Source organism: Microcella alkaliphila (assembly GCF_002355395.1).
Lineage (GTDB): Bacteria > Actinomycetota > Actinomycetes > Actinomycetales > Microbacteriaceae > Microcella > Microcella alkaliphila_A.
On sequence record NZ_AP017315.1, the window covers coordinates 662932 to 687943 of the forward strand.

The window sequence follows — 25012 nt, forward strand, 5'->3', positions numbered from 1 at the left end:
CGATGATCGATCCCGTGACGGGAGAGATTATCGATCAGAAGGACCTTGCCGAGCGGTTGCTCGCGCAGGCGAAGGAGCAGGGCGTGAGCCTGGTCGGCCCGGGAGGGCTGCTGAACCAGCTCACGAAGAACGTCCTCGAGACGGCGTTGAACGCGGAGCTGACCGAGCATCTCGGGCACCAGCATGGCGGGACGCCTGCCGGGTCGAACATGCGCAACGGGACACGGACGAAGACGGTTCTCACCGAGATCGGCCCCGTGGAGATCGAGGTCCCCCGGGATCGCGACGGGTCGTTCGAACCGGTGATCGTCCCCAAGCGGAAGCGTCGCCTGGACGGGATCGATCAGATCGTGCTGTCGCTCAGCGCCCGCGGACTCACGACCGGGGAGATCGCCGCGCACTTCGACGAGGTCTACGACGCGAAGGTCTCCAAAGACACCATCAGCCGGATCACGGAGAAGGTGGCCGGTGAGCTCGCGGAATGGTCCTCCCGACCGTTGGACCCGATCTACCCGGTGATCTTCGTCGACGCGATCGTCGTCAAGGTCCGTGACGGGCAGGTCCGCAACACCCCGTTCTACGTCGTCATGGGCGTCACCGTGCACGGGGAACGCGACATCCTCGGGATCTGGGCCGGCGACGGCGCAGAAGGCGCGAGGTTCTGGCTGCAGGTGTTCACCGAGCTGAAGAACCGTGGCGTCGAGGACGTGTTCATCGCCGTCTGCGACGGGCTGAAGGGACTCCCCGAAGCGATCAATACCACCTGGGAGCGGACGGTCGTGCAGCAGTGCATCGTGCACCTGATCCGCAACAGCTTCCGCTACGCCGGCCGCCAGCACCGTGACGCGATCGTGAAGGGACTCCGACCCGTCTACACAGCCCCGTCCGAGGCTGCGGCCCGGGACCGGTTCGCCGAGTTCGCGGCCGAGTGGGGCGGCAGGTATCCGGCGATCGTGCAGCTATGGGAGAACGCGTGGGCCGAGTTCGTGCCGTTCCTCGAGTACGACGTCGAGATCCGAAAGGTGATCTGCACGACCAACGCGATCGAGTCGATCAATGCCCGCTACCGGCGAGCGGTCCGCGCCCGCGGACACTTCCCGAACGAGGCCGCGGCGCTGAAGTGTCTCTACCTTGTGACCCGGTCACTTGACCCCACCGGGGGCGGCAGGGCACGCTGGGCGATCAGGTGGAAGCCCGCGCTCAACGCGTTCGCGATCACCTTCGCCGGACGGTTCGACAGAACCAATCACTGAAAACCGCCGGACCTCACACACCGTTTAACGGACACTCCCGATCTGCGATATCAAGGACGAACCTGGCGCGAGTGAAGCACTCGATCAGCTCGGGTTGTTCGTTGCCGCTGAGCAAGACGGCTACCTCATTGTGAGTGGCAGTGGCACCTTCGCCGAGTACCTCACGTTCCGATCCGGAAGTCTGTCGCTTGTCGAGACCGGCATTTTCTATGGCTACTCGCCGAGTGCCGTCCTTGCACATGCGCGGGTTATCTCACCGGAGCGCGATCAAAAGTGGCCGCAGACTGTCGGGCAGTACTTTCTGGGCGGCGTGTATTCGGAGTACTTCAGTCATGAGGAGCGAACCGCACTCGACGAACAGTGGAGTGAGATCGAGGCGGTCGCACCTGAGATTGCTGCCGCAGCCGAGCGGGTCTTTGAAGCTGACGGCGCTCACTGAAATTCCTCACTTCTGCTCATCGAAATTCCCCACCCTGGGTCGCTCCGCCACATGAGGCGGGCCTCCCTCGATGCTGGTGGTCTCTAACCACACACCAGCTTCCGGGGGAGGCCCTCTTCTCATGCTTTCAGAGAGGAGCAGCGTGGACATCCACGCTCTGAAACGGCAGGGGATGACGATCAGTGAGATCGCCCGCCGCACTAACCATGACCGCAAGACGATCCGTTCCTACCTGAACGGAGACCGCGCCCCGGGAGTCCGTCAGCGCGCGGCCCCAGACGAGTTCGACGGGTTCGTGGACTACGTCACCGCGAGGCTGACCGAGGACCCGCACCTCTGGGCCGCGACGCTGCTCGACGAGCTACGACCACTCGGCTTCGAGGGTTCGTATCCGACGTTGACGCGGCAGATCCGCGCCCGTGGCCTGCGTCCCGCGTGCACGGCCTGCGCGCATGTCACGAAGCGTCCGAACGCGGTCATCGAGCACCCGCCCGGGGAGGAGACCCAGTTCGACTGGCTCGAGCTACCCGACCCGCCCGCGCACTGGGGGTTCCCGACCAAGCGCGCGTACCTCCTCGTCGGATCTCTGGCGCACTCAGGGGTCTGGCGAGGCGTGATCTCCCCGTCGATGGATATCCCGCACCTGCTTGCCGCGATGACGACCCTGCTCGCCCTGCTGGGCGGGCTGACCCGGGTCTGGCGGTTCGATCGGATGGCGACCGTGCTGCACCCTGTCACTGGAGACCTCACCCCGATGTTCGCGGGGTTCGCGAAGCACCACGGCGTCCAGCCGGTGGTCTGCCGGCCGCGGTCGGGGAATCGGAAGGGCGTGGTCGAGAAGAACAACCACACCGCCGCGCAACGGTGGTGGCGGAACCTCCCCGACGAGCTCACCCTCGAACAAGCACAGGCGTCCGTGGAGACGTTCGCCGCCGGGCAGGACGCCCGCAAGCGGGAGGGCGAGCACGGAACCACGACAGCAGCCGCCATGTTCGCCGACGAGCGGCTGCGGCCGTTGCCGCCGGTGGTGTTCCCTGTGATCGTGACCGAGGAGCGGACTGCGACCCGGCAGGCGCTGATCGACTGGCGCGGGAACCGCTACTCCGTCCCGCCCGAGCTCGCCGCCGCGAAAGTCGTCGTCCAGCAGCGGCTCGGCGCCGCGACCATCGACATCGCCACCGTCTCCGGGACGGTCGTCGCCCGACACGCCGTCGCGCAGCCCGGGCTCGGGGTCACGATCCGCGACGGCGGGCACGTCACCGCGCTCGAAGCGATCGCTCTCGCGTCAGCGCCACCGGGGCGCCCGCACCGCCGCAAGGAACGCATCCCACCCGGCGCGGCCGCGCTGCGGGCGGCGCAGGTGCTGACCGGCACCGCCGCACCCACCACGACCGTGATCAGCCTGGCCGCTTACGAGCAGGCCGCGAAGAACAGGAACACCCTCCGATGACCACCACCACGACCACCTCGAAGACCGCAGCGTCCGTCTATCAGCAGCTCCGCAACCATCTCACCGACCTGAAACTCGCCGACGCCGCCGACGCCCTCCCGAAGGTCCTCGACCAGGCGCAGGCCGAGGGTTGGACCCTCACCCACGCCCTGGAACAGCTCCTGCAGATCGAGGTCACCGCGACCGACGCCCGCCGCCTCGCCGGCAGGTTCCGGTTCGCGAACCTCCCCACCGGCACCACCCTCGACGACTTCGACCTAGATTCCGCCAGCGGCATCGACCGCTCGCTGCTGGCCGAACTGGCCACCTGCCGGTTCCTCGACACCGCGACCAACGTGCTGCTGATCGGCCCACCCGGAGTCGGGAAGACACACATCGCAACCGGACTCGGGCATGCCGCGGTGAACGCCGGCTACCGGGTCTACTTCACCTCCGCCGCCGACCTCGCCGCCCGCTGCCACCGCGCCGCGATCGAAGGGAAATGGGCGACGATGATGCGGTTCTTCACCGGCCCCACCCTGCTCATCATCGACGAGCTCGGCTACCTCCCCCTGCCCGGCGAAGCCGCGTCCGCACTGTTCCAGGTCATCAACCAGCGCTACCTGAAGACCTCGATCGTGATCACCACGAACCGGCCCGTCGGCGCCTGGGGCGAGATCCTCGGCGACACCACCGTCGCCGCCGCCATGCTCGACCGGCTGCTACACCGCTCCGTCGTCGTCACCCTCGACGGCGCCTCCTACCGGCTCCGCAACCACCACGCCGCAGCCGACGAACTCCGCCGCGCCACCACCGGCACAAACCTGCGCTAACCTACCCACGCGACCTGGGGAATATCGACGAGCAACTCTGGGGAAATTCGCTGAGCGCCGTCAAAGCGGCGTCCAATCTAGCCCCTGTCTGTCTTCCGCTCGCGCTCATCCGGATGCTGACGCCTTCGGAGCGAAGTACCTTGAGCACCGTGTGATTGTCGAAGCCCAACTGCTTCCCGATCGTGATGCTGGACAGGCCTTCTTTGTACATCCGCATCGCCTGCTTCACCTCTGACGGCTTCATACTCCGAGAGGTCTCGATGCCACGTTCCGAAAGAAGCTTTGCAACCGTCGTCCGAGACATCCGGAACTCGCGAGCTACCTGCCGCATGTTGCGCACTTCCAGGTAGCGCCGCACGAGCTGGTCCGTCTCGGCATCGCGCAGCCGCCTCGCTCGCCCGACTGGCGCAGTAAGCCCCATTTCAGGTCGCTTAGACTTCGCCGACCGGAAGAGCATTTCTTGAGGTGAGATTGCAGGGCGAGAGGGGTTCGAGTAAACCTGTAGCAGGTGCGCTGTGACCGACCGTATTCAGCGGTTGAGCGCCGCGTCGATCTCTGCACGGCGGGCCGCCACCATCGCGTCGAACGCGGCGGGGGGCAGCGGCCGCGCGTCGGTGAAGGTGACGGCGCCCGTCGAGTGCGGCAGCTTGCCGAGCTGCGGAGCGGCGGCCGTGACGACCGCTGCGCTGAACGGGTATGCCGAGTAGCCCTTCGCCGTCGTGGTGATAGCGATCAGCGCCTTGCCTCGGTAGAGCAGTGCCGCGAGTCCGTACGACGTGCCCTCGGTCGTCTCGGGCATCCCGCAATCGTGGCAGGAGCAGTGCGCGAGCGCTACGAATCGGGGTCGCTCCTCAGTCGGAGGGGGCAGTGCTGCGCGGCATGAACGAAGTCGCGGTCGGTGCTCAGCAGCTCGAGGTTGTGAGAGATGCAGAGCTGGGCGATGAGCGCGTCAATCGTGCCGAGCTGAACGCCTGCGCGGCGGCACGCATTGCGTAGTTCTGCGGCGGCGACGTGGTCGTCGCGGGTGGGTTGCACGTAGGCGAGAGTCGCGAAGCGCCGACGGATGTCTGTCTGCGTCGGGTTGGGCAGAAAACCTTGCAGTAGCTCTTGAAGAATCAGCCCTGTGGTCACCACGAGGTCTGAGGTGAGCGCCGTCGAGAGTTGTGCGACCGCGGGACTGTTTGGCGGGGTGTCCCGACGCAGGGCGAGAGACCAGACACTCGTGTCGACGAGCACGGTCATGCGCGGGAGCGACCAGCCTTGTAGTCGAAGGTGTCGTCCCATTCGAGGGTTCCGACGAGATCTAGGAGGCCGAGCTGCTCGCGTCGTGCGATGAACTCCTGCAGTGCGAGCGTGACGGCAGCCTTCTTCGTGGCTTGCCCGCTGACCGCGAGGGCGCGGTCGAGAAGCTCGGGGTCGAGGGCCAGATTGGTAGCCATGAGGGCCTCCTTACACATGAGTCTACACATCCACAACGGTCGAGGCCGAGGGACGCCTCGTCGTGGCGCACGCCGGGCACTCGCACGAGCCGAAGGGGTGAGGGCCGGGGATGACGAGGGCCCGGGGCAAGTCGTCGTGCCCGGGGTAGGAGGCAAAGGAGTGCATCGGCCCCGATGATGCCCACCGTCGTCACCTCCGACCTGCACGGTAAGCAGCTGGATGCCGTGGCATTCCAGCCACTCGGAGAGCGCTGTCAGGCGCGGCCAGTCAAAGCCGTGCGGATACTGCGACGTGTCGGCGACACCGTAACCAAGGGCGACGTACCGGGTGTTGAGGTGCGCCAGTGAATCGCTCCGCTCGGGGGTGGCGCGCTCGATGACGTCGAGAACGGTCTCGTCGAAATGACCCGAAAACTCAGGCATCACCGTGCAGATGTCGACCACTCGAAGCTCATCGTTGAGGCAGACCATGCGGAGCGCGTTCCGCGATCGGCTACCGCCAAAGAGGAGGAGGTGAAGGTCGTATCCCGCTTCAATAATCATCGCGCGACCATAAGGCAGCCGTATTCGATGGTGGGGATCGTGCTGCGCCCGGTGGACGCCCGGCGCCGAAAACGGATCGTGAGGGACTCACGCTACTCGAGCAGCTTGCCCTCCTGCGTCACGTTCTCCATCAGGGCGGCGATCTCGGCGGGCACCTGCGGGATCTCCTCGTGCTCGACCGTGCCGTCGGCCGACCACACGAGGTTGACCTGCAGGGCCGGGTCGGTGTCGGGGTAGTCGCTGCGGTTGTGCGCCCCGCGGCTCTCGCGGCGCTCAAGCGCGCAGTCGAGGGTCGCGCGGCCGGCCATGAGCGAGGCGCGCAGGTCGAACGCGTGCGCGAGGCCCGAGAAGCCGGCAAGGTCGGGGTGCACGCCGATGCGAGTCTGTCGGTCGTCGAGTTCGTCGAGCTGACGCAGGCCCTCGAGCAGGCCGGCCTCGTCGCGGACCACCCCGCCGTAGTCGGTCATGATGTTGCGCAGGTCGCGCTGCAGGGCGCGCACGTTCTCGTCGCCGTCCGCCATGAGCACCTCGGTGACCTCGTTGTCGGCGAAGTCGATCGCGTCGCGCGAGCGGTGCTGGGTCACGATGCCGGCGCTGTAGTTGGCGGCGGCATCGCCGACGATGCGGCCGTAGACGAGCAGCTCGATGAGCGAGTTGCCGCCCAGACGGTTGGCGCCGTGCAGGCCGCTCGACGCCTCGCCGATCGCGTAGAGACCCTGGACGTCGGTCGAGTGGTCGTCAGAGTTCACCCACACGCCGCCCATCGAGTAGTGCGCCGTCGGCGCGATCTCGATCGGGGTGGTCGTGGCGTCGAGCACCTGCAGCTCGAGCATGGTCTGGTAAACCCGGGGCAGGCGCTTCATGATCGTCTCGCGCGGCAGGTGCGAGATGTCAAGCAGGACGCCACCCTTCTCGGTGCCGCGGCCCTCCTTGATCTCGGTGTAGGCAGCCAGGGCGACACGGTCGCGCGTCGAGAGCTCCATGCGCTCGGGGTCGTACCTCTCCATGAAGCGCTCTCCGAGAGCGTTCAACAGGTGTCCGCCCTCGCCGCGAGCGGCCTCGCTGACGAGCGTTCCGGCGGCGTTCTCGGGCTCGAGGATGCCGCTCGGGTGGAACTGCACGAGCTCGGCGTCACGCAGACGGCCGCCCGCATCGACGGCCAGCTTGAACGAGTCGCCGGTGTTCTCGTCGCGGCGGCTCGAGGTGCGGCGCCAGATGCGGTTGTGACCGCCCGCCGCGATGATGACCGCGTCGGCGATGATCGTCACCCGGGTGCCGTCGCGCAAGTCGAAGCCGTAGGCGCCGAACACCACGTTGTCGCTGACGAGAATGCGCGTGATGTAGACCGAGTCGAGAATCGGCACCTGCAGTTCGGTCGCGCGCGAGACGAGGGTGCGCTGAATCTCGAGCCCCGTGTAGTCACCGGCAAAGGCTGTGCGGCGGTACTTGTGTGCGCCGAAGTAGCGCTGGCTGATGCGCCCGTCTGCTTCACGCGCGAAGGGCATGCCCCACCGTTCGAGGTCTTCGATGCCGCGGTGGGCATACTTCGTGACGGTCTCGACCGTGTGGGGGTTGGCGAGCATGTAGCTCTCGGTGATCGTGTCGGCGGCGTGCTGCTGCCAACTGTCGTCCTCATCCATCGTCGAGAGCGCAGCGTTGATGCCACCTGCGGCCAGAGCCGTGTGGGCGTCGTTCTTCGGCCGCTTGCCGACGGCGAGCACGTCGACCCCGCGTTCCGACAGTTCGATCGCGGCCCGCAGGCCCGATCCGCCCGTCCCGATGACGAGAACAGAGGTGGAAATTCGACGGTCAGACGCGGCTCGAGGAGTCATAGGACAACGCTAGGTCTGAGCGCTGGGCAGGCCCTCGCCGGGGCCTGAGCAGGGCCTTGGTCGGGGCTGGTAAGTGCCAGTGGGTTTTGTAACGGACTGGTCTACCGCGGTGTCGCGATCGACTCACGGGTGACAACGGGCATGGGCACGAGCAGCTCGCCCGTGTCGCCCGGCGAGAGCAGCGCGTCGACGGCACGTCGGCCCATGTCTTCGTGGGGGAGCGCGATGGTGGTGAGGCCGGGGCGCAGGTAGGCGGCGAGTTCATCATTGTCGAACGAGACGATCGAGACGTCATCGGGCACGCGCATCCCGGATGCGGGAACGCGCCAGCGCGCGACGCGCGTGCGCTCCGAAGGGGCGCCGTACTTCGCCGCGCCGGGGCCGTGGCCGCGCTGGGGCATGGGGTTCCAGCTCGACTCGGAGGCTCGCCGCTATCTCACGGCGACCTCGCTCGGCCACGACGGCGCGGGCGGCCAGGTGGCCTTCGCCGACCCCGACCACCGCGTGGGCTTCGCGTTCCTGACAAACGAGATGGAGGCGGGTGACGACCGCGCGACCCGCGTCGTGGACGCACTGCGCGAGGTGCTCGCCGCGCGCTGATCCTGACGCCCGCCGCTCGCCGCGCTGCGCCTCACACGCCGTGCGGCGAGACTGCAGTTGTGGCGCATTCCCTCGTCCCTGACCCCGCCACTACTGCCCCCTTCGGGGGCGTGGCGCGCACTGGAGGGGTGAGTAATCGGGCTGAGGGCAGTGGCGTTGCGCGCGCGGCGCTGGAGCGACGTCGCGCTGACGTCGCCGCCCGGGTCGACAGCCTGCGTCGAGAGTTGGATGCGGTGCAGCGACTGCGCTCCCAGAACTCCGACGACGACGAGCACGACCCGGAGGGCGCCACCACCTCGCAGCTCTGGTCGCAGTCGTCCGGCCTGCTGGCCGACGCCGAGCGCGAACTGAGCGAACTTGATGCGGCCCTCAGCAGGATCGCAGCTGGCGACTACGGAATCTGCCGACAGTGCGGCGGCAGGATCAGTTCGGAACGATTGGAGGCTCGCCCGGCCGCGGCGCTGTGCATCGATTGTGCGCGGCGACAGGGGCGCTAGCGTGGGGGTATGCCGACAGGTCCACGAAGGCGGCGCCCGCCATGGCGGGGATGGGTCGAGTTTCTCGCCGTAGCTGTCCTCTCGCTCGCGCTGTGGGTCGGTGCCGCGTCGAGCGGAGGTGCCCCCAATCCGCTCGCGGGATTGCCACTCGCGGTCTTGGCGGTCGGCGTGTGGCTGGTGATTGCTGCTCTCTTGGCGTTGTGGTGGACGCCGACAACCGGCGCTCGGCGGCTTGCATGCAGCGTAGCCGCGGCCGTGGCGGTCAGTCTGCCCGTCAGCGTGGGGTTCGTCGTGCAGGTGTCCCGAGTGGACGGGTGGGGCGGGCTGATGGCCATCAGCCCACTACTTCCTTTTGCGTCAGTGCCGGTCGTCGTCGCGATTCACGGCATCGTCCTCGCCATTGGGGCGTTAGCGGCGCTTACGCGACGGGCGACAGCTCACTCGTGAGAGCCCGCACCGTGCGCCGCAAGTCGGCGTAGCCCCTCGTCGAGCGTGACCGCCGGCGTCCAGTCGAGCGCCTCGCGCGTCTCGCGCTGGTCGAACCAGTGCGCGGTCGACAGCTGTTCGGCGAGGAACCGCGTCATGGGCGGCTCGTCGGCGCCGGGGCGCACCGCCCAGACGCGCTCGATGAGCGAGCCGGCCGCTCGGGCGACGCCAGCCGGCAGGCTCCACGAGGGCGGTCGCACCCCTGAGGCGGTGCAGATTCCGGCGAGCAACTCGCTGACGGGCCGGGGCTCGCCGTTCGTCAGCACAAAGGCGCGCCCGTGCGCGACGTCGGCGCGGCGCAGGGCGGCGACGATTCCCGACGCGGCGTTGTCGATGAATGTCGTGTCGATGAGTGCCCGACCCCCGTCGAGCAGCGGCAGGCGGCCACGCCGCGCACGGTCGACGATGCGTGCCACGAGTTGCGGGTCGCCCGGCCCCCACACGAGGTGCGGCCGGATCGCGACGACGGCCATCGCGTCCGAATCGCGCGAGAGGGCCAGCAATTCTGATTCCGCTTTCGTGCGTGCGTACTCGCCCCGAGTATCCCGCGGCGAGGCTGGCTCGGCGCCGACACCCGCGAGCGCGGCGCCGGCGTGCGCCACCGACGGCGACGAGATCTGCACGAAGCGTGACACGCCCGCGGGCTCGGCCGCGTCGAGCATGATGCGGGTGCCGTCGATGTTGACGCGCTCGAACTCGGCCGGGTCGCCTGCGAGCGACACCTTCGCGGCCAGGTGGATGACGCCGTCGGCGCCGTCGACGGCGCGCGCGACAACCTCCGGGTCGGTGATGGTGCCGAGGATGTCGGTGGCGCCGTCGACGCCGGACGGTCGCCGCTGCAGCGTGCGCACCTCGTGCCCGTCGGCGACGAGCGCCGCCGCGACGGCGCCGCCCAGATAGCCGGATGCTCCGGTCACGGTGACGATCACGGTCGCCCCATCCGTCCACCGGCGAGCGTCGCCTCAGCCCAGGCGGACAGGCGCTGCCGGTCGATCTTCGAGTTGTGCCGAATGTCGGTCGGGAGCTCGGGCACGGTCAGTACAGCCACGAGCGGCAGGCTCGACAGGGCCCGCAGCTCCGCCGCGAGCTCGGCCGCCGCGAGGCTCGGCCGGGTCACCGCGGGGACCGTCTCGACAACGGCGACCGCCTGCCGCAGCCCCTCCGGGCCGACGCCCACGACCGCCGCGCGACGTACCCGCGCGCTGCGCTCGAGCTCCTGCTCGGGGCCGACCGGGGCGACCGGGCCCTCGGCGGTGGTGAGGATGTGGGGGAGGCGACCTTCGATCCAGAGGCGACCGTCAGCATCCAGGTGCCCGACATCGCCCGTGCGGTGCCAGCGCCCGCCATCAGTGGGCGTCGCGTCGGCGGCCGCGCGGTCGGTCAGCCACAGCCGGTCGTACGACGACTTCAGGTGCGGCGCCGAGATGACGACCTCGCCGAGAACGCCGGGCGCCTGGTCGGGCGTGCCGACGGGCCGGCCGTCATCGTCGAGGGCGCTGATCAGCACCCGGTTCGAGCCGATCGGAGCGCCGACGCAGACGCCGCGGTCGGGGGCGCCCGCCGCGTGCCGAATGCCGTCGAGAGTGATGTCGGTCACGAGCAGGCACTCGGTCATGCCGTAGGGCGTATGCGGTTCGGCGTTCGGCATGAGCGCGGAGGTCGCTGCGAGCAGCGGCTCGCCGACCGGCGCCCCCGTCGACAGGAAGGTCGCCACCTCGGCGAGCGCGTCACGGTCGTCATCGGTCAACTCGCCCGCCGTCGCCACGACGTTGAGGATCGCGGCGGGGGAGAGGAAGACCATCCGTGCGTCCGCGGCGCGCACGGCGGCGGCCACCGCGCGGGCGGTCAGGGTGCGCGGTGCCGAGACGTCCATGTTGGGGGTCGCCGAGCGCGTGCCGAGGGCGGGGCCGAGCAGCGCGAAGGGGGCGAAGCCGGTGACGAGCCCCGTCTGCTCGGTGATGGCGAAGTGCGCGGCCAGCACGTCGCGGACGGCCGATAGCTGCCGGTGCGTGTACCGCACGCCCTTCGCGGGGCCGGTCGACCCCGAGGTGAAGAGAATCGCGGCGAAGTCGTCGGGCGACGGCTCGGCCGGCAACGGGGCGCCGGTTCCGCGCGCGGCAATCTCGGCCAGGCTGTGCGAAACGCCCAGTGCGCGCCGCGAAGCCCACGGCAGCGTCGCCGTCGAAATGCGCACCCCCGGCCAGCCGAGCACCTTCGCCGCGGCGAGACCCTTCACCTCGCCGATGACCACGTCCGGCCACGCGCCCCGCACGGCCCGCGACAGCCCGCGCACCCCGAGCCCCGCGTCGGCGACAACGACGACGGCGCCGATGCGCAGGCACGCGTAAATCACCGCGGTGAGGGTCGGCCCGGGAGGTACCAGCACCGATACGCGCTGCCCCCGACGTACCCCAGTGCTCGCGAGGCCCGCGGCAATGCGCCGCACCCGGTCGTCGAGCCGGCGCCAACTGACGTGCCGCGTGCGTCCACTGCGGGTCGCCATGTCGATGATCGCGTCGGCGTCGTCCTCGCGCCGCCGGTCGAGAGCCGACCACAGCGGCGCGTAGGGGGCGTCATCGATCGGGGGATGCGCATCCCGCGTCGCCAGCGGAGCCGCCGCCCCGGGGGCGACGCGGTCCGCCAGCCACGTGAGCACGGCATCCGCGTAGGGTCGGTCCTCCGCGATGAGGTGCCCGGCACCCTCGAAGCGGTGCACGTCGGCGTGCGGCAAGCGGTCGATGAGGTCATCGAGGTAACGGTCACCGAAGATTGGGTCGTCGGGGCCCCAGAGCAGCAGCGCCGGAACGGTGAGCATAGAGACGCCCGCGGCGATCCGCCGTAGCTCGCCGAAACTTGCATCGCCGTCGTCGACGGGGATGTCGGCCACGAACGCCCCGATGCCGGCCCGGTCGGCGGCTGAGCGGTACGGGGCGCGGTAGGCGTCCTTCACCTCGGGGGCGAGCGCGGGGCGGGCAAGCGACAGCGTGGTTTCGAGGAACGCGGGCGTCGTCACCGTGGAGGTGGCGAGCACGCCGCGCGCCGACGCGAGCCGCAGGGGTGCAGGAATCGGCACGCCCTCCGGGTGATGCACCGCCGTGTTGAGCGAGACGACGCCGGCGAGCAGCTCGGGGTGGTCGACCGCCCAGCCGAGGGCGACGACGCCACCCCAGTCGTGGCCAAGCGTGATAACGGGGGCGGTAAGCCCGAGCTCGTCGGTGAGGTCGCCGAGGTCGCTGACGCGCTGCTGGAGGCTTCGGGGTGAGCCGGTGCGCGCCGAGAATCCCATGTTGAGGTGGTCGACCGCGACAACCCGCCACGCGGGCGCTCCCGTCGCCGCCGCCTCGACGCTGGCGCCGACGATGCGTCGCCACAGGTATGACCACGTGGGATTGCCGTGGACGGCGAGGATGGTACCGACCGGTGTCACGCCGAGTCGCTCGAGCTCGCCCGCCGTGTCGAGCAGGTGCCAGTCGTGGGAGTCGCCGCTGGCCGAGTCGGTGACCCGCACGCGGCGGCTCCAGCTCGGGTCGAGGCCGGGAAGCCCGTCGAGTGGTGGTGCCGGGATGGAACTCACCAGGCGAGTTCCAGCATCGCCGTGTTGAGGCCTGAACCGACGCCCACGAGCAGTACTCGGTCGTCGCGCTTCAGCGCGTGCTGCTCGTCGGCGAGCGTTATCGGCACCGAGGCGGGGCCGACGTTGCCGTAGGTCGGGAATGTGGTCGGCACGCGCGAGCGGTCGAGGCCCACCGCCTTCACGAGCGATGACGTGTGGATCGAGGAGACCTGGTGGGTGATGTAGCGGGTCATCGATGACCAGTTCCACTCGGTCGACGCGTCTTTCCAGGCTGAGACGACGAGGTTGAGCCCGCCCTTCAGCAGGGCCTTCGCGTCGGTGAACATGCCGTCGACGCTGCCGACGCAGAGCTGGTGGAACTGGGTGGCGGCGCGCGTCACGCCGCCGAGAACGCGGTGACCGTTCGGATGCTCGTCGGCGCGCCCGAGGACGGCCGCGGCCGACCCCGAGCCGAGAGTCAGGGTGGCGAACTCTTGCATGAAGTCGTCGCGGCTGCCATTCGACGCGAGCAGCCGGTCGATCGTGTTCACCTGAATGTCGTCGGCGTTCTCACCGGCAACCACGACCGCGTGTCGGATCTGCCCCGACTCGATCATGGTGGCCGCGAGCGACAGGCCATTGATGAAGCCGAGGCAGGCGTTGGCGACGTCGAAGTTGACGGCAGAACTCGGAAGCTCGAGCCCGTGGTGCAGGCCGACGGCGACGGACGGCTCGAGGTTCATCCGGGTGACCGAGGTGTTGATGAGCAACCCCACCTCGTCGGGGCTCACCCCCGCGTCGGCGAGGGCCCGCTGGCCGGCACGAACGGTCGCGGAGTCGACCGTTTCGCCCTCAGCCCAATTGCGTCGCTCGTTCACGCCGGCGACGCGGCGCAAGAGTCCACTGCGCAGTTTGAGGCGCTCGAGGGCGGGCGCGAGTTGCGCTTCGATGTGGTCCGACGTTGTCACGCGCGACGGAAGCACGCTCGCCACCGAGAGCAGTGCGACGTTTTCGAAGCGAACGGTGGCGTTTCCGGCCACAGGGCCTCCCTCTGGAGATCGATGCCGCTCCCCCGCGGAGCAACTTTCAGCCTAATGGGGCGACCTATTTCGGTCACGGCATATGACGCCGCCCCGGCCCGCGAATCGCGCTAGGGAAACCGCGAACCCACCACGATGTGCAGAAGCGGCACGATGGCGACGATCATCAGCACGGTGCCGAGGGGGTCACCCGCGCTTCGCAGCACTGCCCCGGCGATGAGCAGACCGATGACGAGCAATCCGGAGGTTGCTCGGCCGACCGAGCGCTCGAGTGCGCGCATCCTCCGATCGGTTCCGGGCATGCGCAGCGCGAGGTCGCCGCGCTCGGCCTTTGCGGCCAGCTGGTCGATGCGCCGCGGCAGCCGCGCGAGCGTCGATGCGTAACCGACGGCCTGTTGGCCGAGCTCGATGATCCCGTCGACACCACCGGACCGCCCCGCCTCGACGAGCGTCATGGCAAACGGGTCCACCGCATCCCAGATGTTGAAGTCCTGGTTCAGGGCGCTCGTGACGCCCGACAGCAGCGACACCGTGCGAATCAACAACAGGAAGCTTTCGGGCAGCTGGAAGGGCAGCGTGCGCACCGTCTCGCTGAAGCGGCGAGCGAACTGTTCGAGCTCGCGCGGGTCGACCTGCGTGAGCTCGGCGACGCCCATGCCGCCGAAGCGATCGAACAGGGCGGTCATCGCGCGTTCGAGCTCGTCGATGTCAGCGGTGGGCAGCAGGACTCCGAGGCGCTGCATCGCCTGCACGAGCCCCGGCCCATCGCGGCCGACGGCAGCCAGGATGAATGCGCGCAGCCCAGCGCGCAGGCCCGGCGTGATCTCCCCCATCATTCCGAAGTCGATGTAGGTGATGGTCCAGTCGTCGGGTCCGCCAGAGGGGCCAGGGGTCACGAAGATGTTGCCGGGGTGCGGGTCGGCGTGGAAGAAGCCGGCGATAAAGAGCTGCTGGAAGGTGACGCGCGCGAGTTCGGCGGCGACAGCATCCGGATCGATGCCGGCGGCGCGCAGCGACGCGACGTCGGTGATCTTGATTGCCGTGACGTCCTGCAGGGTGAGCGTACGGCGGGCCGAGCGCTCCCAGATGATTGCGGGGGTGCGCATGCGGGCATCGGCGGCGAAGTCGGCGGCGAAACGTTCGGCGTAGGCTGCCTCGTTCAGGTAGTCGATCTCTTCGAGACTCGTCGTGGCGAACTCTTCGACGAGCGCCGGTGCGTCGGTGCGGTTTGCGACCAACTTCACGCGAGACAGGATGCGGCTCACCCGACGCAGCGCGGTCAAGTCGACCTCGACGATCTCTTCAATGCCCGGGCGCAGCACCTTCACCACGACCTGGTCGATACCGAGCTCGGCCGCGAGGCCGGGGGAGAGGCGTGCGCGGTGGGCCTGACCGAGAGACGCGGCCGCGATGGGCGTCTCATCAAACGCCGCGAAAGCGACGTCGAGCGGCATGCCAAGCTCGCGCTCGACTTGGGCGACGATGCGATCGATCGGCTCGGGCGCGACCTCGTCTTGCAGGCCCTCGAGTTCTTGGGTGATTTCGCGCGGTAGGACATCGAGGCGCGATGACAAGAACTGCCCGGCCTTGATCATCAGCCCGCCAAGGTCGGTGGCGAGGCGGTGGAAGCGTCGGGCCGCCCTCTGCAGACGGCGGATGCGCCCCCGCGCGGCGAGCCCGCCGAGCCCGAAGCGCGGCAAGACGAGCTCGAACCACCACGCCTGCACGAGAACGCGCGTGGCCAAGCGCATGATGCGGCGGTAGCGCGCCTTCAGGGCACGCTGCTGATCGGGGGTCGGCGCAGGGCGTCCAGCCGCCGCGACCGACGTGACGGTCACGGGCTAGTCCTCGGCAAGGATGGCGTACAGGCGTTTGCGGGTCTCGTCGAGCAGCTCTGCGGCGCGCTTCTTCTGGTCGGCAGTGCCGACCTGCGCGACCTGCGCGGCGGCCTGGGCGAGCTTGACACCCGACTTCGGAACGAGCACGTCGTGCTCGTCCATGCGCGGAAACTGCGGGGCCTTCCACGTTCCGTGGCCGCCCCGGGGGTGCCCAGCCCCGTGCTCATGGGCGCTGTCCTGCTCGGCGTGCTCGGCAGCGGCCTGCTCGGCGGCGGCGCGGCCCGTCTCGGTGAGCGCGTACACCTTCTTCTCGTCGCGCTGCTCGGAGGAAACGAGGCCCTCATCGGCCAGCAACTGCAACAGGGGGTACACCGCGCCCGGCTTCGGCCGCCAGTGGCCGTCCGCGTCGGCGGCGATCGCGTCGATGATCTCGGCGCCGGTGCGGGCGTGGTCGAGCAACGCCATGAGCACGGCCGCGCGCACGTCGCGATGGGGTGCATGCTCACCCTTGTCGCCGCGCGGGGCGAAGGTCTCGCGCAGGCCCTCGACGGCTTCACGAAGGTCGAACATCGACGACGAGGATGAGGTGCTGCGCATGGAGTTCCTTCCGACAGGCGTGGATGCGCGAGGAGGCGCGTCCCGCGTGAAAGCGACGCTACGGTGCGTCGCTGAACGCCAACCCCGTGCAGATCGAGTGCCCGCTGAGTGCCAAGTGCTGGCATCATGATCACGAGCCTTGCGGCACCCCGCGAGGCTGCACCACGTCGCCGGCCAGAAGCCGACGCCGAGATACCGCGAGGACGATGATGACCCTGCCCACCCTGCCCGATTTCACCCACGAACGCGTGACGACGGCGGTTGGCCGTCGCAGCGGCTTGACCATGGCGGTCGCCCTTCACTCGTCGGCTCTCGGCCCCGGTCTCGGCGGCTGCCGCATGTGGCGCTACGGCCACTGGAGCGACGGTCTCGGTGATGTCCTGCGCCTCTCGGCGGCGATGACGCTAAAGAACGCGCTCGCCGACATTGGTTACGGCGGCGGCAAGGCCGTCATCGCTCTTGGCCCCGACGACGAGCTCGACGCCGAGCGACGCACGGCGGCTTTGCACGACATGGGTGACCTCGTTGAGCAGTTCGGCGGTGCTTACATCACGGCTGAAGACGTCGGCACGACCGAACACGACATGCTCGTCGTGCATGAGCGCACCCGGCACGTCGTCGGTCTCCCGCCCGAGCAGGGCGGCGAAGGAGAACCCGCCGACGGCACGGCGCTCGGTGTCTACGTGTCGATCGAGCGCACGTTCGCCGAACTCGACGGCCGCAGCGACCTGGCCGGTCGCCGCATCGTGATCTCCGGCCTCGGACAGGTCGGCGGGCGCCTCGCACGCCGCCTCGCGGCCGCCGGAGCCTCGCTCGCCGTCACCGACATCGTCGCGTCGCGTCGCGCGCTCGCGGACGAACTCGGTGCCGACTGGATCGAGGTGGATGCTGCGCTCACCACCCCGGGCGATCTTCTCGTTCCCGCCGGGCTCGGCGGGGTGCTCACCGATGAAACGATCGACGCCCTGCCCGTTCGGGCTGTCGTCGGCCCCGCCAACAACCCGCTCGCCGACCGCTCGGGAGCGGCCCGTCTCGCAGCCCGCGGCATCCTGTACGCCCCTGATTTTCTCGTGAACGCCGGCGGCGTAATCCACCTGGCCCTTGCGAGCAAGGGAGCGTCGGTCGACGAGATCGAGCGTCGCCTTCACGGCATCGGCGACACGCTCGAGGAGGTGTTCGCGGCGGCGCGCGCCGACGGCGTCACGCCGCTCGACGCGGCGGAAGCCCTCGCCGTCGCGCGGGTGCGGGGCGGTCGCGTCTCGGCGTAACGCCGTTAGCCTGACACGACCTCGAGGGCCATGCCCGGGCACGCCGTGCGGGTGAGTGATGCGAGTTCCGCGCCGCGGATGGAGTCACCCGTCTCGCGGTGCGGACTCGTTGACAGCAGCACGCGGCCCACGCCGTTCACGATCGAGATGTCTGAGCCGTGCGGCGCGAGGCGCGGTGTGAGGTCGCGCTCGACCTGGTCGATGAGCAGATCGAGCCCGGCGACGCCGACGAATTCCCGGTCGAGGAAGATCGGGGAGGCGATCGTGATCGTGTACTCGTCGCTGCACAGATAGTCGACGTACGGGCCGGCGACGTGGGCCTCACCCGTCTCGTGCGGCACGCGGTACCACTCGAGCTCGGAGTAGTCGATCGCCTCTTTATTGACCGACTGGGCGGCGAGGACCAGCTGCGCGCGGTCCGCGCCCTGCCACCAGGCCAGATGGCTGCTGGCGTCGGCGAGATCGTCGGAGAACTTCGCCTTCCAGCTCTCGAGCTCGTCGATCGCCTGGCCGAAGTAGTCGGCGACGATCGTGGACGGACTGCCGGTCGCGGGTGGCGCGTGCATCGTCATCGAACGGCCCTCTTCAACGGTTCGAACGGGTGGGGTGAGGAGATCATTGTGCCTCCAATTCGGCCCGATGGTCGATCAGCCAGGTGACATCGTGCGCGACAGCGTCGGCAACGAGGTTGCCTGCCCGCGACGCATCGGCCTCGGCAACCGCGTTCAGGATGCTGTCCATCGCCTCCAGGCGTCGGCGCTGTTCCGCCTCGTCTTGATCGATGAGAGCAAAGAACGGCGAGAGCTCGGCCTGCAGGCGCATCTGCTCGCGGGTCAGCCGCGCGCTTTGGCTGAGGGCGGCGAGCTCGATGACGGCGTCGTCGACGATGCGCCGCCACATGCGCAGGTCGCCGCCGTGGGCACGGTGTACGCGGGCGCGGATCAGTTCGACCTCGCTGGGATCGGCGCGCCGGGCGGCGAGCTCGACACACGCCCGGGTGATGGCGAGGTAGTGGGTCGCGGCGTCGCGCAGCGACACGCGCGTTGTCGCGAGCAGCGCCTCGGTCGTGAACGCCATCGGGTCGGCGCTGTCGGCGACGAAGCTGCCGCCGCCGCGGCCGCGGCGGGTGACGAGCAGCCCACGAGAGCGTAAGGACAGGAGGGCTTCGCGCACGGTGGCGGGGGCGACCCCGAAGGTCTGGGCGAGCTCTTGCTCACTGGGAAGCTTTTCGCCGGCGTGCAATACGCCACCCCGGATCGCGTCGGCGATACGACGCTCTACGAGGGATGCCCGCCCTTCGTCACCGATCGGCTGGAAGACGGCGCTGAGAAGCCGCGCCGGTCGTCCTTGACGGTGAGCAGTTGATCGGGGTGGCACCACCCCATTCTGTCCGATCGGGCCGGGCAGGGCGGAGCGCCGCTCGGGTTCGGTGATCGTGCCCATTTCGTCACACCTTCGTCACGCGCTTGAAATATAAGTTCTGAAACTATAGCTTTAGCGTTTATAGCCTCGACCCGATGACGCTCGAAGGAGTTTGCCGACAATGCCCGCAACGGACACGACGGCCCCGGCCACCACCCCCGACGCTCCTTCGAGCGAGACAGCGGGGGTCGAACTGCGCGGGGTCTCGAAGCACTTTGGCGACATGGTGGCCGTGCGTGAACTCGACCTGACGGTCGCGCCGGGCGAATTCTTTTCGATGCTCGGGCCCTCGGGATCGGGCAAGACCACAGTGCTGCGCATGATCGCGGGCTTTGAAGACGTCACCTCGGGCCAGATCCTGCTCGACGGGCAGGACGTCACGGCCGCGGCCCCCTTCGACCGCACCGTCAACACGGTCTTCCAGGACTATGCGCTCTTCCCGCACATGACGATCGCGGAAAACGTCGCCTACGGCCTCAAGGTGCGCAAGACCCCGAAGGCTGAGATCACCGCACGCGTCGGAGAGTCGCTCGAGCAGGTGCGCCTCAGCCACGTCGCCGACCGACTGCCCCACCAGTTGTCGGGCGGTCAGCGTCAGCGCATCGCGCTCGCCCGCGCGCTCATCCTGCGCCCCCGGGTCCTGCTGCTCGACGAGCCGCTCGGTGCCCTCGACAAGCAGCTACGCGAACAGATGCAAATCGAGCTCAAGCAGATTCAGCGCGAGGTCGGCATCACATTCGTGTTCGTGACGCACGACCAAGAGGAGGCGCTCACCCTCAGCGACCGCATCGCGGTCTTCAACGAGGGTCGTGTCGAGCAGGTCGGAACTCCGCGCGAGGTATACGAATACCCGCAGACGGCGTTCGTCGCCAGCTTCCTCGGCATCTCCAACCTGATTCCCGCAGACCTTGCGCGAGAACTCGCCGGCGCCGAGGGCGCGATCAGTGTGCGACCCGAGCGCGTCCGTCTCGCCGCGACCGACGCATCCATCTCCGCCGCCGAGACGAGCGTTGTCGGCACCATCACCGAGACCGTCTACACCGGCCCGGCGACGCGCTACATCGTCACCACCGACTACGGACTCACGATCGTCGCTGAACGACACAACGATCACGCCCCCGACGACACGGCGCCGTTCCACCGCGGCGACCAGGTGCGAGCCGTCTGGTATCGCGAGCACGCGGCACTGGTTCCCTAACCCTCAGACCCTTCCCCGCCGAACCCGGCACCACCCCACACAGTAAGAAGGAGATGCAATGAAGAAGAAGGTGCTCATCCCCGCCTTCGCCTCAGCGGCGCTGCTGGTGCTCGCGGGCTGTAGCAGCGACGGACAGTCCGGCGACGGCCTGTTCATCGATGTGCCCGACATTCCCATGGCTGAAGAGCTGGGCGAGCCGGAAAGCCAGCTCGACATTGTCGCGTGGTCGGGCTTCGTCGAGCCCGCGTGGGCCGACCAGTTCACCGAAGACACGGGGTGCGTTGTCAACCGTCGCGTCGCAGGCACAAGCGACGAGATGGTCACCCTCATGCGCACCGGTGAGTACGACCTCGTGTCGGCGTCCGGTGACGCGAGTCTGCGTCTCATCGCCGCCGGTGACGTCGCTCCCATCAACCTCGACCTCATCCCGAACTTCGGCGACGACATCGTGGAAGGCATGAAGGGTCAGATCTACGACACGATCAACGGCCAGAGCTACGGCGTCCCGATCGGCCGTGGCGCGAACATCCTGCAGTACAACAGCGAGGTGGTGACCGAGGCGCCCGAGAGCTGGTCGGTGGTGTGGGAGACGGACAGCCCCTACGCCGGTCAGATCACGGCCTACGACGCTCCGATCTACATCGCTGATGCCGCGGTTTACCTGATGTATCACGAGCCGGAGCTCGGCATCACGAACCCCTACGCGCTCGACCAGACCCAGCTCGACGCCGCGATCGAGCTGCTAAAGCAGCAGAACACGATCGTCGCCGAGTACTGGGCAGACCCCGTCGCGCAGATCACCTCGTTCCTCGGCGGCACCACCGTCGTCGGCACGTCGTGGGAGGTGCTGCGGAAGTTCACGGAGGACACCGAGAAGTTCCAGGGCGTGCTCCCCATCGAGGGTTCGACCGGCTGGTCGGACGCGTGGATGCTGTCGTCGCAGTCCGACAGCGTCAACTGCGCATACCTGTGGATGGACTACACGAGCGCCGCTGACGTCAACGGTCAGATCGCGATGAACTTCGGTATGGCTCCGGCCAACGCGGCGTTCTGCGAGACCAGCGAGGAAGCCGCTGCGCACTGTGAGCAGTTCAACGCCACGGACGAGGAGTACTTCAGCAACGTTTGGTACTGGACCACGCCGATCGAGCAGTGTGTCGATGGCCGGACCGACGTCGAGTGCACCAACTTCCAGCAGTGGACTCAGGCCTGGCTGACCGTCAAGGGCTGATCCACCTCGCGGGCGGGGTTTCGGCCCCGCCCGCACCCAACCTACTGTTCACCCCCACTGCGACACGGGAGCGCACGTGACCTCCACAGCATCCGCACCGACGCGGGGCGAACCGCGAGCGGTGCCTCTGCACCGGCCGGTATCGACGGCCCTGCACCGTCGGCCCCGTCTCCGCCTCGGCGCCCTGCTCGCCTTGCCACTGACGTGGCTGGTCGGGCTGTACATCTTCTCGCTCGCCCTGCTTCTGATCACGGCGTTCTGGCTGGTCGACCCGTTCACGTCACTCGTGCGACCCGGCTTCACGCTCGACAACTTCGCGCTGCTGTTCTCGAACCCCGCGTATGTGTCTACCTCTCTGCGCACGCTCGGTATCGCACTCGCCGTCACCGCGCTGAGCGCGGTATTCGCGGTTCCGCTCGGCATCTTCATGGCGAAGATCGCGTCCCCGTGGATGCGCGCGGTGCTCGCCGTCGCCATCACGCTTCCGCTGTGGGCCGGCTACCTCGTGAAGATCGTCGCCATGCGCATCACCTTCACCGAGGAGGGCTTCTTCAACTCGGTGGTCGGCCTCGTGGGGGGCCGCGGTCCCGGGTTCGGTATTCCGATCGTCATTCTGACCCTCACCTACCTGTGGTTCCCGTACATGGCGCTGCCGGTGTACACCGCGATCCGGCAGATCCCGGTGAACCTGTTCGACGCATCCGCCGATCTGGGTGCGCAGGGCTGGACGACCATTCGCACCGTGGTCATGCCGCTTCTGACACCGGCGCTCATTGCCGGAAGTGTCTTCACCTTCTCGCTGAGCCTCGGCGACTACCTCGCCGCTCGCTTCGTGGGCGGCCCGAACAGTCAGATGATCGGGTCGATCATCGCGTCCAACATCAACCTGAACCCGCCCGTCGCGGCGGCGTTCTCGGTCGTTCCGATCGCGTTCGTCGTCATCTACCTGCTGGTCACCCGTCGCACGGGTGCCCTTGAGCGGATGTAGGAGCCCTCATGCTGAGATTAGGTCGCGGATCGAAAATCGCCCTCGGGGTGATCGTCAGCATCGTGCTCATCTTCATGTACGTGCCACTCATGCTCGTCATGGTCAACTCGTTCAACGACTCGCGGATCGCCGCGTGGCCGGTGCAGGCCTTCTCGACCCGGTGGTGGGAGATCGCCGCAACCTCCGAACCGATTCGAGCGGCCGTGCTGAACTCGATCGTGGTGGGGCTCGGCGCCACCGTGATCGCGTTGTTGCTGGGCACGCTCTCGGCGTTCGCGCTCTCGCGCTACTCGTTCTTCGGGAAGCAGACGGTCAACCTGTTGATCGTGCTGCCGATCGCACTGCCTGGCGTTGTGACGGGTGTGGCCTTCAGCAACACCTTCAACTCGATCCTCAGCCCGGCCGGAATTCAGGTCGGCTACTTCGGGATGATCATCGCGCACGGCACCTTCTGCATCGTGATGGTCTTCAACAACGTCTTCGCCCGGCTACGGCGCATGAGCCCGAACCTGCAGGAGGCGTCGATGGACTTGGGTGCGGGTATCGGCCAGACGTTCCGGCTCGTCACCTTCCCGCAGTTCCGCACGGCCTTCGTCGCCGGTGGCCTGCTGGCGTTCGCGCTCAGCTTCGACGAGGTCGTCGTGACGATCTTCACGGCACCCCCCGGAGTCGACACCCTGCCCCTGTGGATCCTCAACACCATGGCCAGGCCGAACGAGGGCAACCTCGTCAACGTCGTTGCCACCGTGCTGATTCTGCTGTCGCTCATTCCGGTCTACATTTCGCAGCGGCTGTCGCGCGCGGAAGAAGACGAGTAGACGGCGCTACTCGGGCTGGGTCGTATCGATCACGGCGACGCTCACGCCGCGGTCGACCCAGAGGTGGGCCGGCTGCAGGCGGCCCCGGCCGTGATTGACCGACAACCAGCCGCCTCCGGCGGCGATCAGTTCGTCGATCTCCGCGCGCATCTGCTGCTGGCTACGCGCGACGACATACTCGTTGCCGCCGTAGAGGATCGTTGCGCGGCTCATTCGCCGTCCATTCCGTTGGGCGCGGGCTCGGGCACGAGATGGAGGCCAGCCGGGGTGTTGGCAGCCAGCATCAGTTCGTCGATCCACGCCCGGTTGATCGCCGCCTGACGGCTACCGAAGTACTTGAACGAGATCGGAATGGTGGGGTGTAGCCAGATGACGCTGCGTCCGTCCCCGATCGATTCGTCGTCTTTCCAGCTGAAGTAGAAGGCCTCGTTGCGGCGCAGCTTTGCGCCGATGACGAGTTGCAGATGAGCGAGCGTCCGATCGTCGAAGTCCGCCGACAGCGTCGAGTCGTACGTCAGGGTTCCCACAGCGCCTCCATGCGTGGCGCTGATCGGACGCGCCTCGCTGTCATTCTGGCGCGTTCGAGAAGTTCGCGCATCCCCACCGGGGCTTGTGGGGGGCTTCAGGTGGGGATGCGCGAAAAGTGTCACGTGCGCTCGACGAACGCGCCTCGGGCGGCGGCAAGCGAGCCGTAGAACTCGGTGTGGTCGGGGTCTTTCAAACTCGTGACTCGATACGCGGGGCCGACTCGGTCGATGACACCGATGATGGCGCGGCCGGTTTCTGTCAGGAATCGTCGATCGCTCACGCGCCACTCGGTGGAGGACACGCGGTCGAGCCGGACGTCCTCCAGGGCGCGCGGGGCTGCACGAAAGCCGGTGACCGGCGGATCGTTGTCGGGACGTGCGGCGCTGCGGGTGTCGATGGTCGTCATGATGTGGTGGCCCCCTTCTGCCGTCAACTGATGACAGTAGGGGTAATGACGAACTCTCGGTGAGGGGTTGAACTCTCAGCTAATGAGGAGTAGTGGACCCCGCGTTCTGCCCGCGCGTGGGGGTCAGCCTTACTGGCCGAGCGTGCCATCCGCGAGGCCGAGCTCGAGCTCGAGGGCGCGGCCGATGAGGCGCAGCGAGCTCGCGCCGCGGCCGTAGTCGACCATCTCGTGTGCGTTCAGGCCGTCGATCATCGCGAGCACCTGGGAGGCGATGAGGTCGGTGTCCGCCGGTGTCATGACTCCCGCATCGATCCCGGCGTCCAGAACTTCCACGACAGCCGCGTGCCACTCGGTCATCTCCTCCGTGATGGCCTCGGCCAGGTCGGCGTTGCGTCGGCCGAGGCCCCACGCGTCGACCCACACGGGGGTCACATCGTTGCGGGTGCCATCGAGCATGGTGGTGAGGAGCGTGCGCAGGCGGGCGACGGGGTCGCGCACGGCGAGCACGTGAGCGCGTACCTCGGCGAGTTCGCGCCCGGCGAGGGCTCGGAACGTATCGGCGACGAGTTCGCTCATGCTGGGCGCGTAGTGGGCGACGAGGGCGGACGCGACCCCGGCGCGCTCGGCGACCGCGCGCAACGTGACGCCGGCGAGGCCGCGCTCCAGGGCGACGGACTGTGCCGCTTCGTAGATCTGCTCGGCGCGAAGGGCGGCAGGGATGCGCTCCGCACGCGGGCGGTCATCCTGCGGCGTTGACATGCTCACCTTTCCGAC

28 protein-coding genes are annotated in these 25012 nt (G+C 68.3%); 12 read left to right on the forward strand and 16 right to left on the reverse strand.

Going from position 1 to position 25012, the window contains the following annotated elements; genetic code table 11:
- Positions 1-2 precede the first annotated feature (2 nt).
- From CPY97_RS03195 to istB, 4 genes are all read left to right on the forward strand, one after another.
- Positions 3-1253, forward strand: coding sequence for an IS256 family transposase (locus CPY97_RS03195; protein ID WP_096423302.1), 1251 nt, complete (start codon positions 3-5; stop codon positions 1251-1253).
- A gap of 94 nt (positions 1254-1347) precedes the next feature.
- A complete protein-coding gene (locus CPY97_RS03200) occupies positions 1348-1692 on the forward strand; it encodes a hypothetical protein (RefSeq protein WP_096420761.1) in 345 nt (114 codons plus the stop codon).
- Positions 1693-1813: 121 nt separating this feature from the next.
- A complete protein-coding gene (gene istA / locus CPY97_RS03205; RefSeq protein WP_096420762.1) occupies positions 1814-3142 on the forward strand; it encodes an IS21 family transposase in 1329 nt (442 codons plus the stop codon).
- On the forward strand, positions 3139-3954 hold the full coding sequence (gene istB / locus CPY97_RS03210; RefSeq protein WP_096420763.1) for an IS21-like element helper ATPase IstB: 816 nt from the start codon (positions 3139-3141) through the stop codon (positions 3952-3954). Before istA ends, istB begins: the two co-directional genes overlap by 4 nt.
- Before the next feature lie 529 nt (positions 3955-4483).
- On the opposite strand, the gene CPY97_RS03220 is transcribed toward istB, so the two are convergent.
- Genes CPY97_RS03220 through CPY97_RS03230 form a run of 3 tightly spaced genes read right to left on the reverse strand, consistent with a single transcriptional unit; the run spans position 4484 to position 5393 of the window.
- Complete coding sequence (locus CPY97_RS03220) at positions 4484-4753, reverse strand: hypothetical protein (protein WP_096420765.1); 270 nt, start codon at positions 4751-4753, stop codon at positions 4484-4486.
- Between the two features lie 32 nt (positions 4754-4785).
- Positions 4786-5196, reverse strand: coding sequence for a PIN domain-containing protein (locus CPY97_RS03225; RefSeq protein ID WP_096420766.1), 411 nt, complete (start codon positions 5194-5196; stop codon positions 4786-4788).
- Entirely contained in the window at positions 5193-5393 is a 201-nt protein-coding gene (locus CPY97_RS03230; RefSeq protein ID WP_096420767.1) for a type II toxin-antitoxin system VapB family antitoxin, read from the reverse strand. The genes CPY97_RS03225 and CPY97_RS03230 overlap by 4 nt, the downstream gene beginning before the upstream one ends.
- Positions 5394-5567: 174 nt before the next feature.
- On the opposite strand from CPY97_RS03230, the gene CPY97_RS13380 reads away from it, so the two are divergent.
- A complete protein-coding gene (locus CPY97_RS13380; RefSeq protein ID WP_161494051.1) occupies positions 5568-5741 on the forward strand; it encodes a hypothetical protein in 174 nt (57 codons plus the stop codon).
- A 287-nt stretch (positions 5742-6028) separates the two neighbouring features.
- Here CPY97_RS13380 and CPY97_RS03235 read toward each other — a convergent pair whose 3' ends face one another.
- Together CPY97_RS03235 and CPY97_RS03240 are read right to left on the reverse strand one after the other, a co-directional pair.
- Positions 6029-7768 (reverse strand): L-aspartate oxidase, encoded by a 1740-nt coding sequence (locus CPY97_RS03235; RefSeq protein ID WP_096420768.1) that lies wholly within the window; start codon positions 7766-7768, stop codon positions 6029-6031.
- 101 nt (positions 7769-7869) lie between these two features.
- The gene (locus CPY97_RS03240; RefSeq protein WP_173826857.1) at positions 7870-8169 is read right to left on the reverse strand and encodes a substrate-binding domain-containing protein; all 300 of its coding nucleotides are present in this window, start codon (positions 8167-8169) and stop codon (positions 7870-7872) included.
- Between CPY97_RS03240 and CPY97_RS03245 the strand changes: the two genes are divergently transcribed.
- Both CPY97_RS03245 and CPY97_RS03250 read left to right on the forward strand, forming a co-directional pair.
- On the forward strand, positions 8111-8368 hold the full coding sequence (locus CPY97_RS03245; RefSeq protein WP_231924019.1) for a beta-lactamase family protein: 258 nt from the start codon (positions 8111-8113) through the stop codon (positions 8366-8368). The two genes, CPY97_RS03240 and CPY97_RS03245, sit on opposite strands and share 59 nt — an antisense overlap.
- A 128-nt stretch (positions 8369-8496) precedes the next feature.
- Positions 8497-8865 carry a TraR/DksA family transcriptional regulator gene (locus tag CPY97_RS03250; protein ID WP_197702247.1) on the forward strand — a complete coding sequence of 123 codons (369 nt, stop codon included), beginning with the start codon at positions 8497-8499 and terminating at the stop codon, positions 8863-8865.
- A gap of 437 nt (positions 8866-9302) precedes the next feature.
- Here CPY97_RS03250 and CPY97_RS03260 read toward each other — a convergent pair whose 3' ends face one another.
- From CPY97_RS03260 to CPY97_RS03280, 5 genes are all read right to left on the reverse strand, one after another.
- Positions 9303-10280: an NAD-dependent epimerase/dehydratase family protein gene (locus CPY97_RS03260; protein WP_096420771.1), complete on the reverse strand. Its 978-nt coding sequence runs from the start codon at positions 10278-10280 to the stop codon at positions 9303-9305.
- Positions 10277-12925 carry an alpha/beta fold hydrolase gene (locus tag CPY97_RS03265; protein WP_231924020.1) on the reverse strand — a complete coding sequence of 883 codons (2649 nt, stop codon included), beginning with the start codon at positions 12923-12925 and terminating at the stop codon, positions 10277-10279. The genes CPY97_RS03260 and CPY97_RS03265 overlap by 4 nt, the downstream gene beginning before the upstream one ends.
- The gene (locus CPY97_RS03270; protein ID WP_096420772.1) at positions 12922-13944 is read right to left on the reverse strand and encodes a 3-oxoacyl-ACP synthase III; all 1023 of its coding nucleotides are present in this window, start codon (positions 13942-13944) and stop codon (positions 12922-12924) included. Before CPY97_RS03270 ends, CPY97_RS03265 begins: the two co-directional genes overlap by 4 nt.
- A 110-nt stretch (positions 13945-14054) precedes the next feature.
- Positions 14055-15695: an ABC1 kinase family protein gene (locus tag CPY97_RS03275; protein WP_096423306.1), complete on the reverse strand. Its 1641-nt coding sequence runs from the start codon at positions 15693-15695 to the stop codon at positions 14055-14057.
- A 90-nt stretch (positions 15696-15785) separates the two neighbouring features.
- Entirely contained in the window at positions 15786-16379 is a 594-nt protein-coding gene (locus CPY97_RS03280; protein WP_096420773.1) for a PadR family transcriptional regulator, read from the reverse strand.
- A gap of 206 nt (positions 16380-16585) precedes the next feature.
- Here CPY97_RS03280 and CPY97_RS03285 point away from each other — a divergent pair, with 206 nt between their 5' ends.
- Positions 16586-17647, forward strand: a complete 1062-nt coding sequence (locus tag CPY97_RS03285) for a Glu/Leu/Phe/Val family dehydrogenase (RefSeq protein WP_419866114.1) — start codon at positions 16586-16588, stop codon at positions 17645-17647.
- Between the two features lie 5 nt (positions 17648-17652).
- On the opposite strand, the gene CPY97_RS03290 is transcribed toward CPY97_RS03285, so the two are convergent.
- Positions 17653-18219 (reverse strand): cache domain-containing protein, encoded by a 567-nt coding sequence (locus CPY97_RS03290; RefSeq protein ID WP_096420774.1) that lies wholly within the window; start codon positions 18217-18219, stop codon positions 17653-17655.
- 43 nt (positions 18220-18262) lie between these two features.
- Positions 18263-19090, reverse strand: coding sequence for a FadR/GntR family transcriptional regulator (locus CPY97_RS03295; RefSeq protein WP_096420775.1), 828 nt, complete (start codon positions 19088-19090; stop codon positions 18263-18265).
- A gap of 100 nt (positions 19091-19190) precedes the next feature.
- Between CPY97_RS03295 and CPY97_RS03300 the strand changes: the two genes are divergently transcribed.
- The 4 genes from CPY97_RS03300 (at position 19191) to CPY97_RS03315 (ending at position 23304) form a co-directional block, all read left to right on the forward strand.
- Complete coding sequence (locus CPY97_RS03300; RefSeq protein WP_096420776.1) at positions 19191-20267, forward strand: ABC transporter ATP-binding protein; 1077 nt, start codon at positions 19191-19193, stop codon at positions 20265-20267.
- 58 nt (positions 20268-20325) lie between these two features.
- On the forward strand, positions 20326-21498 hold the full coding sequence (locus CPY97_RS03305; protein WP_096420777.1) for an ABC transporter substrate-binding protein: 1173 nt from the start codon (positions 20326-20328) through the stop codon (positions 21496-21498).
- A gap of 76 nt (positions 21499-21574) precedes the next feature.
- Positions 21575-22486: an ABC transporter permease gene (locus tag CPY97_RS03310; RefSeq protein ID WP_231924021.1), complete on the forward strand. Its 912-nt coding sequence runs from the start codon at positions 21575-21577 to the stop codon at positions 22484-22486.
- An 8-nt stretch (positions 22487-22494) separates the two neighbouring features.
- Positions 22495-23304: an ABC transporter permease gene (locus tag CPY97_RS03315; RefSeq protein WP_096420779.1), complete on the forward strand. Its 810-nt coding sequence runs from the start codon at positions 22495-22497 to the stop codon at positions 23302-23304.
- Between the two features lie 6 nt (positions 23305-23310).
- On the opposite strand, the gene CPY97_RS03320 is transcribed toward CPY97_RS03315, so the two are convergent.
- The 4 genes from CPY97_RS03320 to CPY97_RS03335 form a co-directional block, all read right to left on the reverse strand.
- Complete coding sequence (locus CPY97_RS03320) at positions 23311-23517, reverse strand: hypothetical protein (protein WP_096420780.1); 207 nt, start codon at positions 23515-23517, stop codon at positions 23311-23313.
- Positions 23514-23831 carry an ATP-dependent DNA ligase gene (locus CPY97_RS03325; protein WP_096420781.1) on the reverse strand — a complete coding sequence of 106 codons (318 nt, stop codon included), beginning with the start codon at positions 23829-23831 and terminating at the stop codon, positions 23514-23516. The genes CPY97_RS03320 and CPY97_RS03325 overlap by 4 nt, the downstream gene beginning before the upstream one ends.
- Before the next feature lie 119 nt (positions 23832-23950).
- On the reverse strand, positions 23951-24238 hold the full coding sequence (locus tag CPY97_RS03330; protein ID WP_096420782.1) for a hypothetical protein: 288 nt from the start codon (positions 24236-24238) through the stop codon (positions 23951-23953).
- Positions 24239-24367: 129 nt separating this feature from the next.
- On the reverse strand, positions 24368-24997 hold the full coding sequence (locus tag CPY97_RS03335) for a TetR/AcrR family transcriptional regulator (protein WP_096420783.1): 630 nt from the start codon (positions 24995-24997) through the stop codon (positions 24368-24370).
- Positions 24998-25012 lie beyond the last annotated feature (15 nt).

Bases quoted from the DNA above. Each gene is read 5' to 3' on its own strand.
- CPY97_RS03195 (WP_096423302.1), top strand. From the start codon at position 3: ATGATCGATCCCGTGACGGGAGAGATTATCGATCAGAAGGACCTTGCC.
- istA (WP_096420762.1), top strand. From the start codon at position 1,814: ATGCTTTCAGAGAGGAGCAGCGTGGACATCCACGCTCTGAAACGGCAG.
- istB (WP_096420763.1), top strand. From the start codon at position 3,139: ATGACCACCACCACGACCACCTCGAAGACCGCAGCGTCCGTCTATCAG.
- CPY97_RS03220 (WP_096420765.1), bottom strand. From the start codon at position 4,753: ATGCCCGAGACGACCGAGGGCACGTCGTACGGACTCGCGGCACTGCTC.
- CPY97_RS03225 (WP_096420766.1), bottom strand. From the start codon at position 5,196: ATGACCGTGCTCGTCGACACGAGTGTCTGGTCTCTCGCCCTGCGTCGG.
- CPY97_RS03230 (WP_096420767.1), bottom strand. From the start codon at position 5,393: ATGGCTACCAATCTGGCCCTCGACCCCGAGCTTCTCGACCGCGCCCTC.
- CPY97_RS13380 (WP_161494051.1), top strand. From the start codon at position 5,568: ATGATGCCCACCGTCGTCACCTCCGACCTGCACGGTAAGCAGCTGGAT.
- CPY97_RS03235 (WP_096420768.1), bottom strand. From the start codon at position 7,768: ATGACTCCTCGAGCCGCGTCTGACCGTCGAATTTCCACCTCTGTTCTC.
- CPY97_RS03240 (WP_173826857.1), bottom strand. From the start codon at position 8,169: ATGCCCCAGCGCGGCCACGGCCCCGGCGCGGCGAAGTACGGCGCCCCT.
- CPY97_RS03275 (WP_096423306.1), bottom strand. From the start codon at position 15,695: ATGCGCTTGGCCACGCGCGTTCTCGTGCAGGCGTGGTGGTTCGAGCTC.
- CPY97_RS03280 (WP_096420773.1), bottom strand. From the start codon at position 16,379: ATGCGCAGCACCTCATCCTCGTCGTCGATGTTCGACCTTCGTGAAGCC.
- CPY97_RS03285 (WP_419866114.1), top strand. From the start codon at position 16,586: ATGATGACCCTGCCCACCCTGCCCGATTTCACCCACGAACGCGTGACG.
- CPY97_RS03290 (WP_096420774.1), bottom strand. From the start codon at position 18,219: ATGACGATGCACGCGCCACCCGCGACCGGCAGTCCGTCCACGATCGTC.
- CPY97_RS03295 (WP_096420775.1), bottom strand. From the start codon at position 19,090: ATGGGCACGATCACCGAACCCGAGCGGCGCTCCGCCCTGCCCGGCCCG.
- CPY97_RS03300 (WP_096420776.1), top strand. From the start codon at position 19,191: ATGCCCGCAACGGACACGACGGCCCCGGCCACCACCCCCGACGCTCCT.
- CPY97_RS03305 (WP_096420777.1), top strand. From the start codon at position 20,326: ATGAAGAAGAAGGTGCTCATCCCCGCCTTCGCCTCAGCGGCGCTGCTG.
- CPY97_RS03315 (WP_096420779.1), top strand. From the start codon at position 22,495: ATGCTGAGATTAGGTCGCGGATCGAAAATCGCCCTCGGGGTGATCGTC.
- CPY97_RS03320 (WP_096420780.1), bottom strand. From the start codon at position 23,517: ATGAGCCGCGCAACGATCCTCTACGGCGGCAACGAGTATGTCGTCGCG.
- CPY97_RS03330 (WP_096420782.1), bottom strand. From the start codon at position 24,238: ATGACGACCATCGACACCCGCAGCGCCGCACGTCCCGACAACGATCCG.
- CPY97_RS03335 (WP_096420783.1), bottom strand. From the start codon at position 24,997: ATGTCAACGCCGCAGGATGACCGCCCGCGTGCGGAGCGCATCCCTGCC.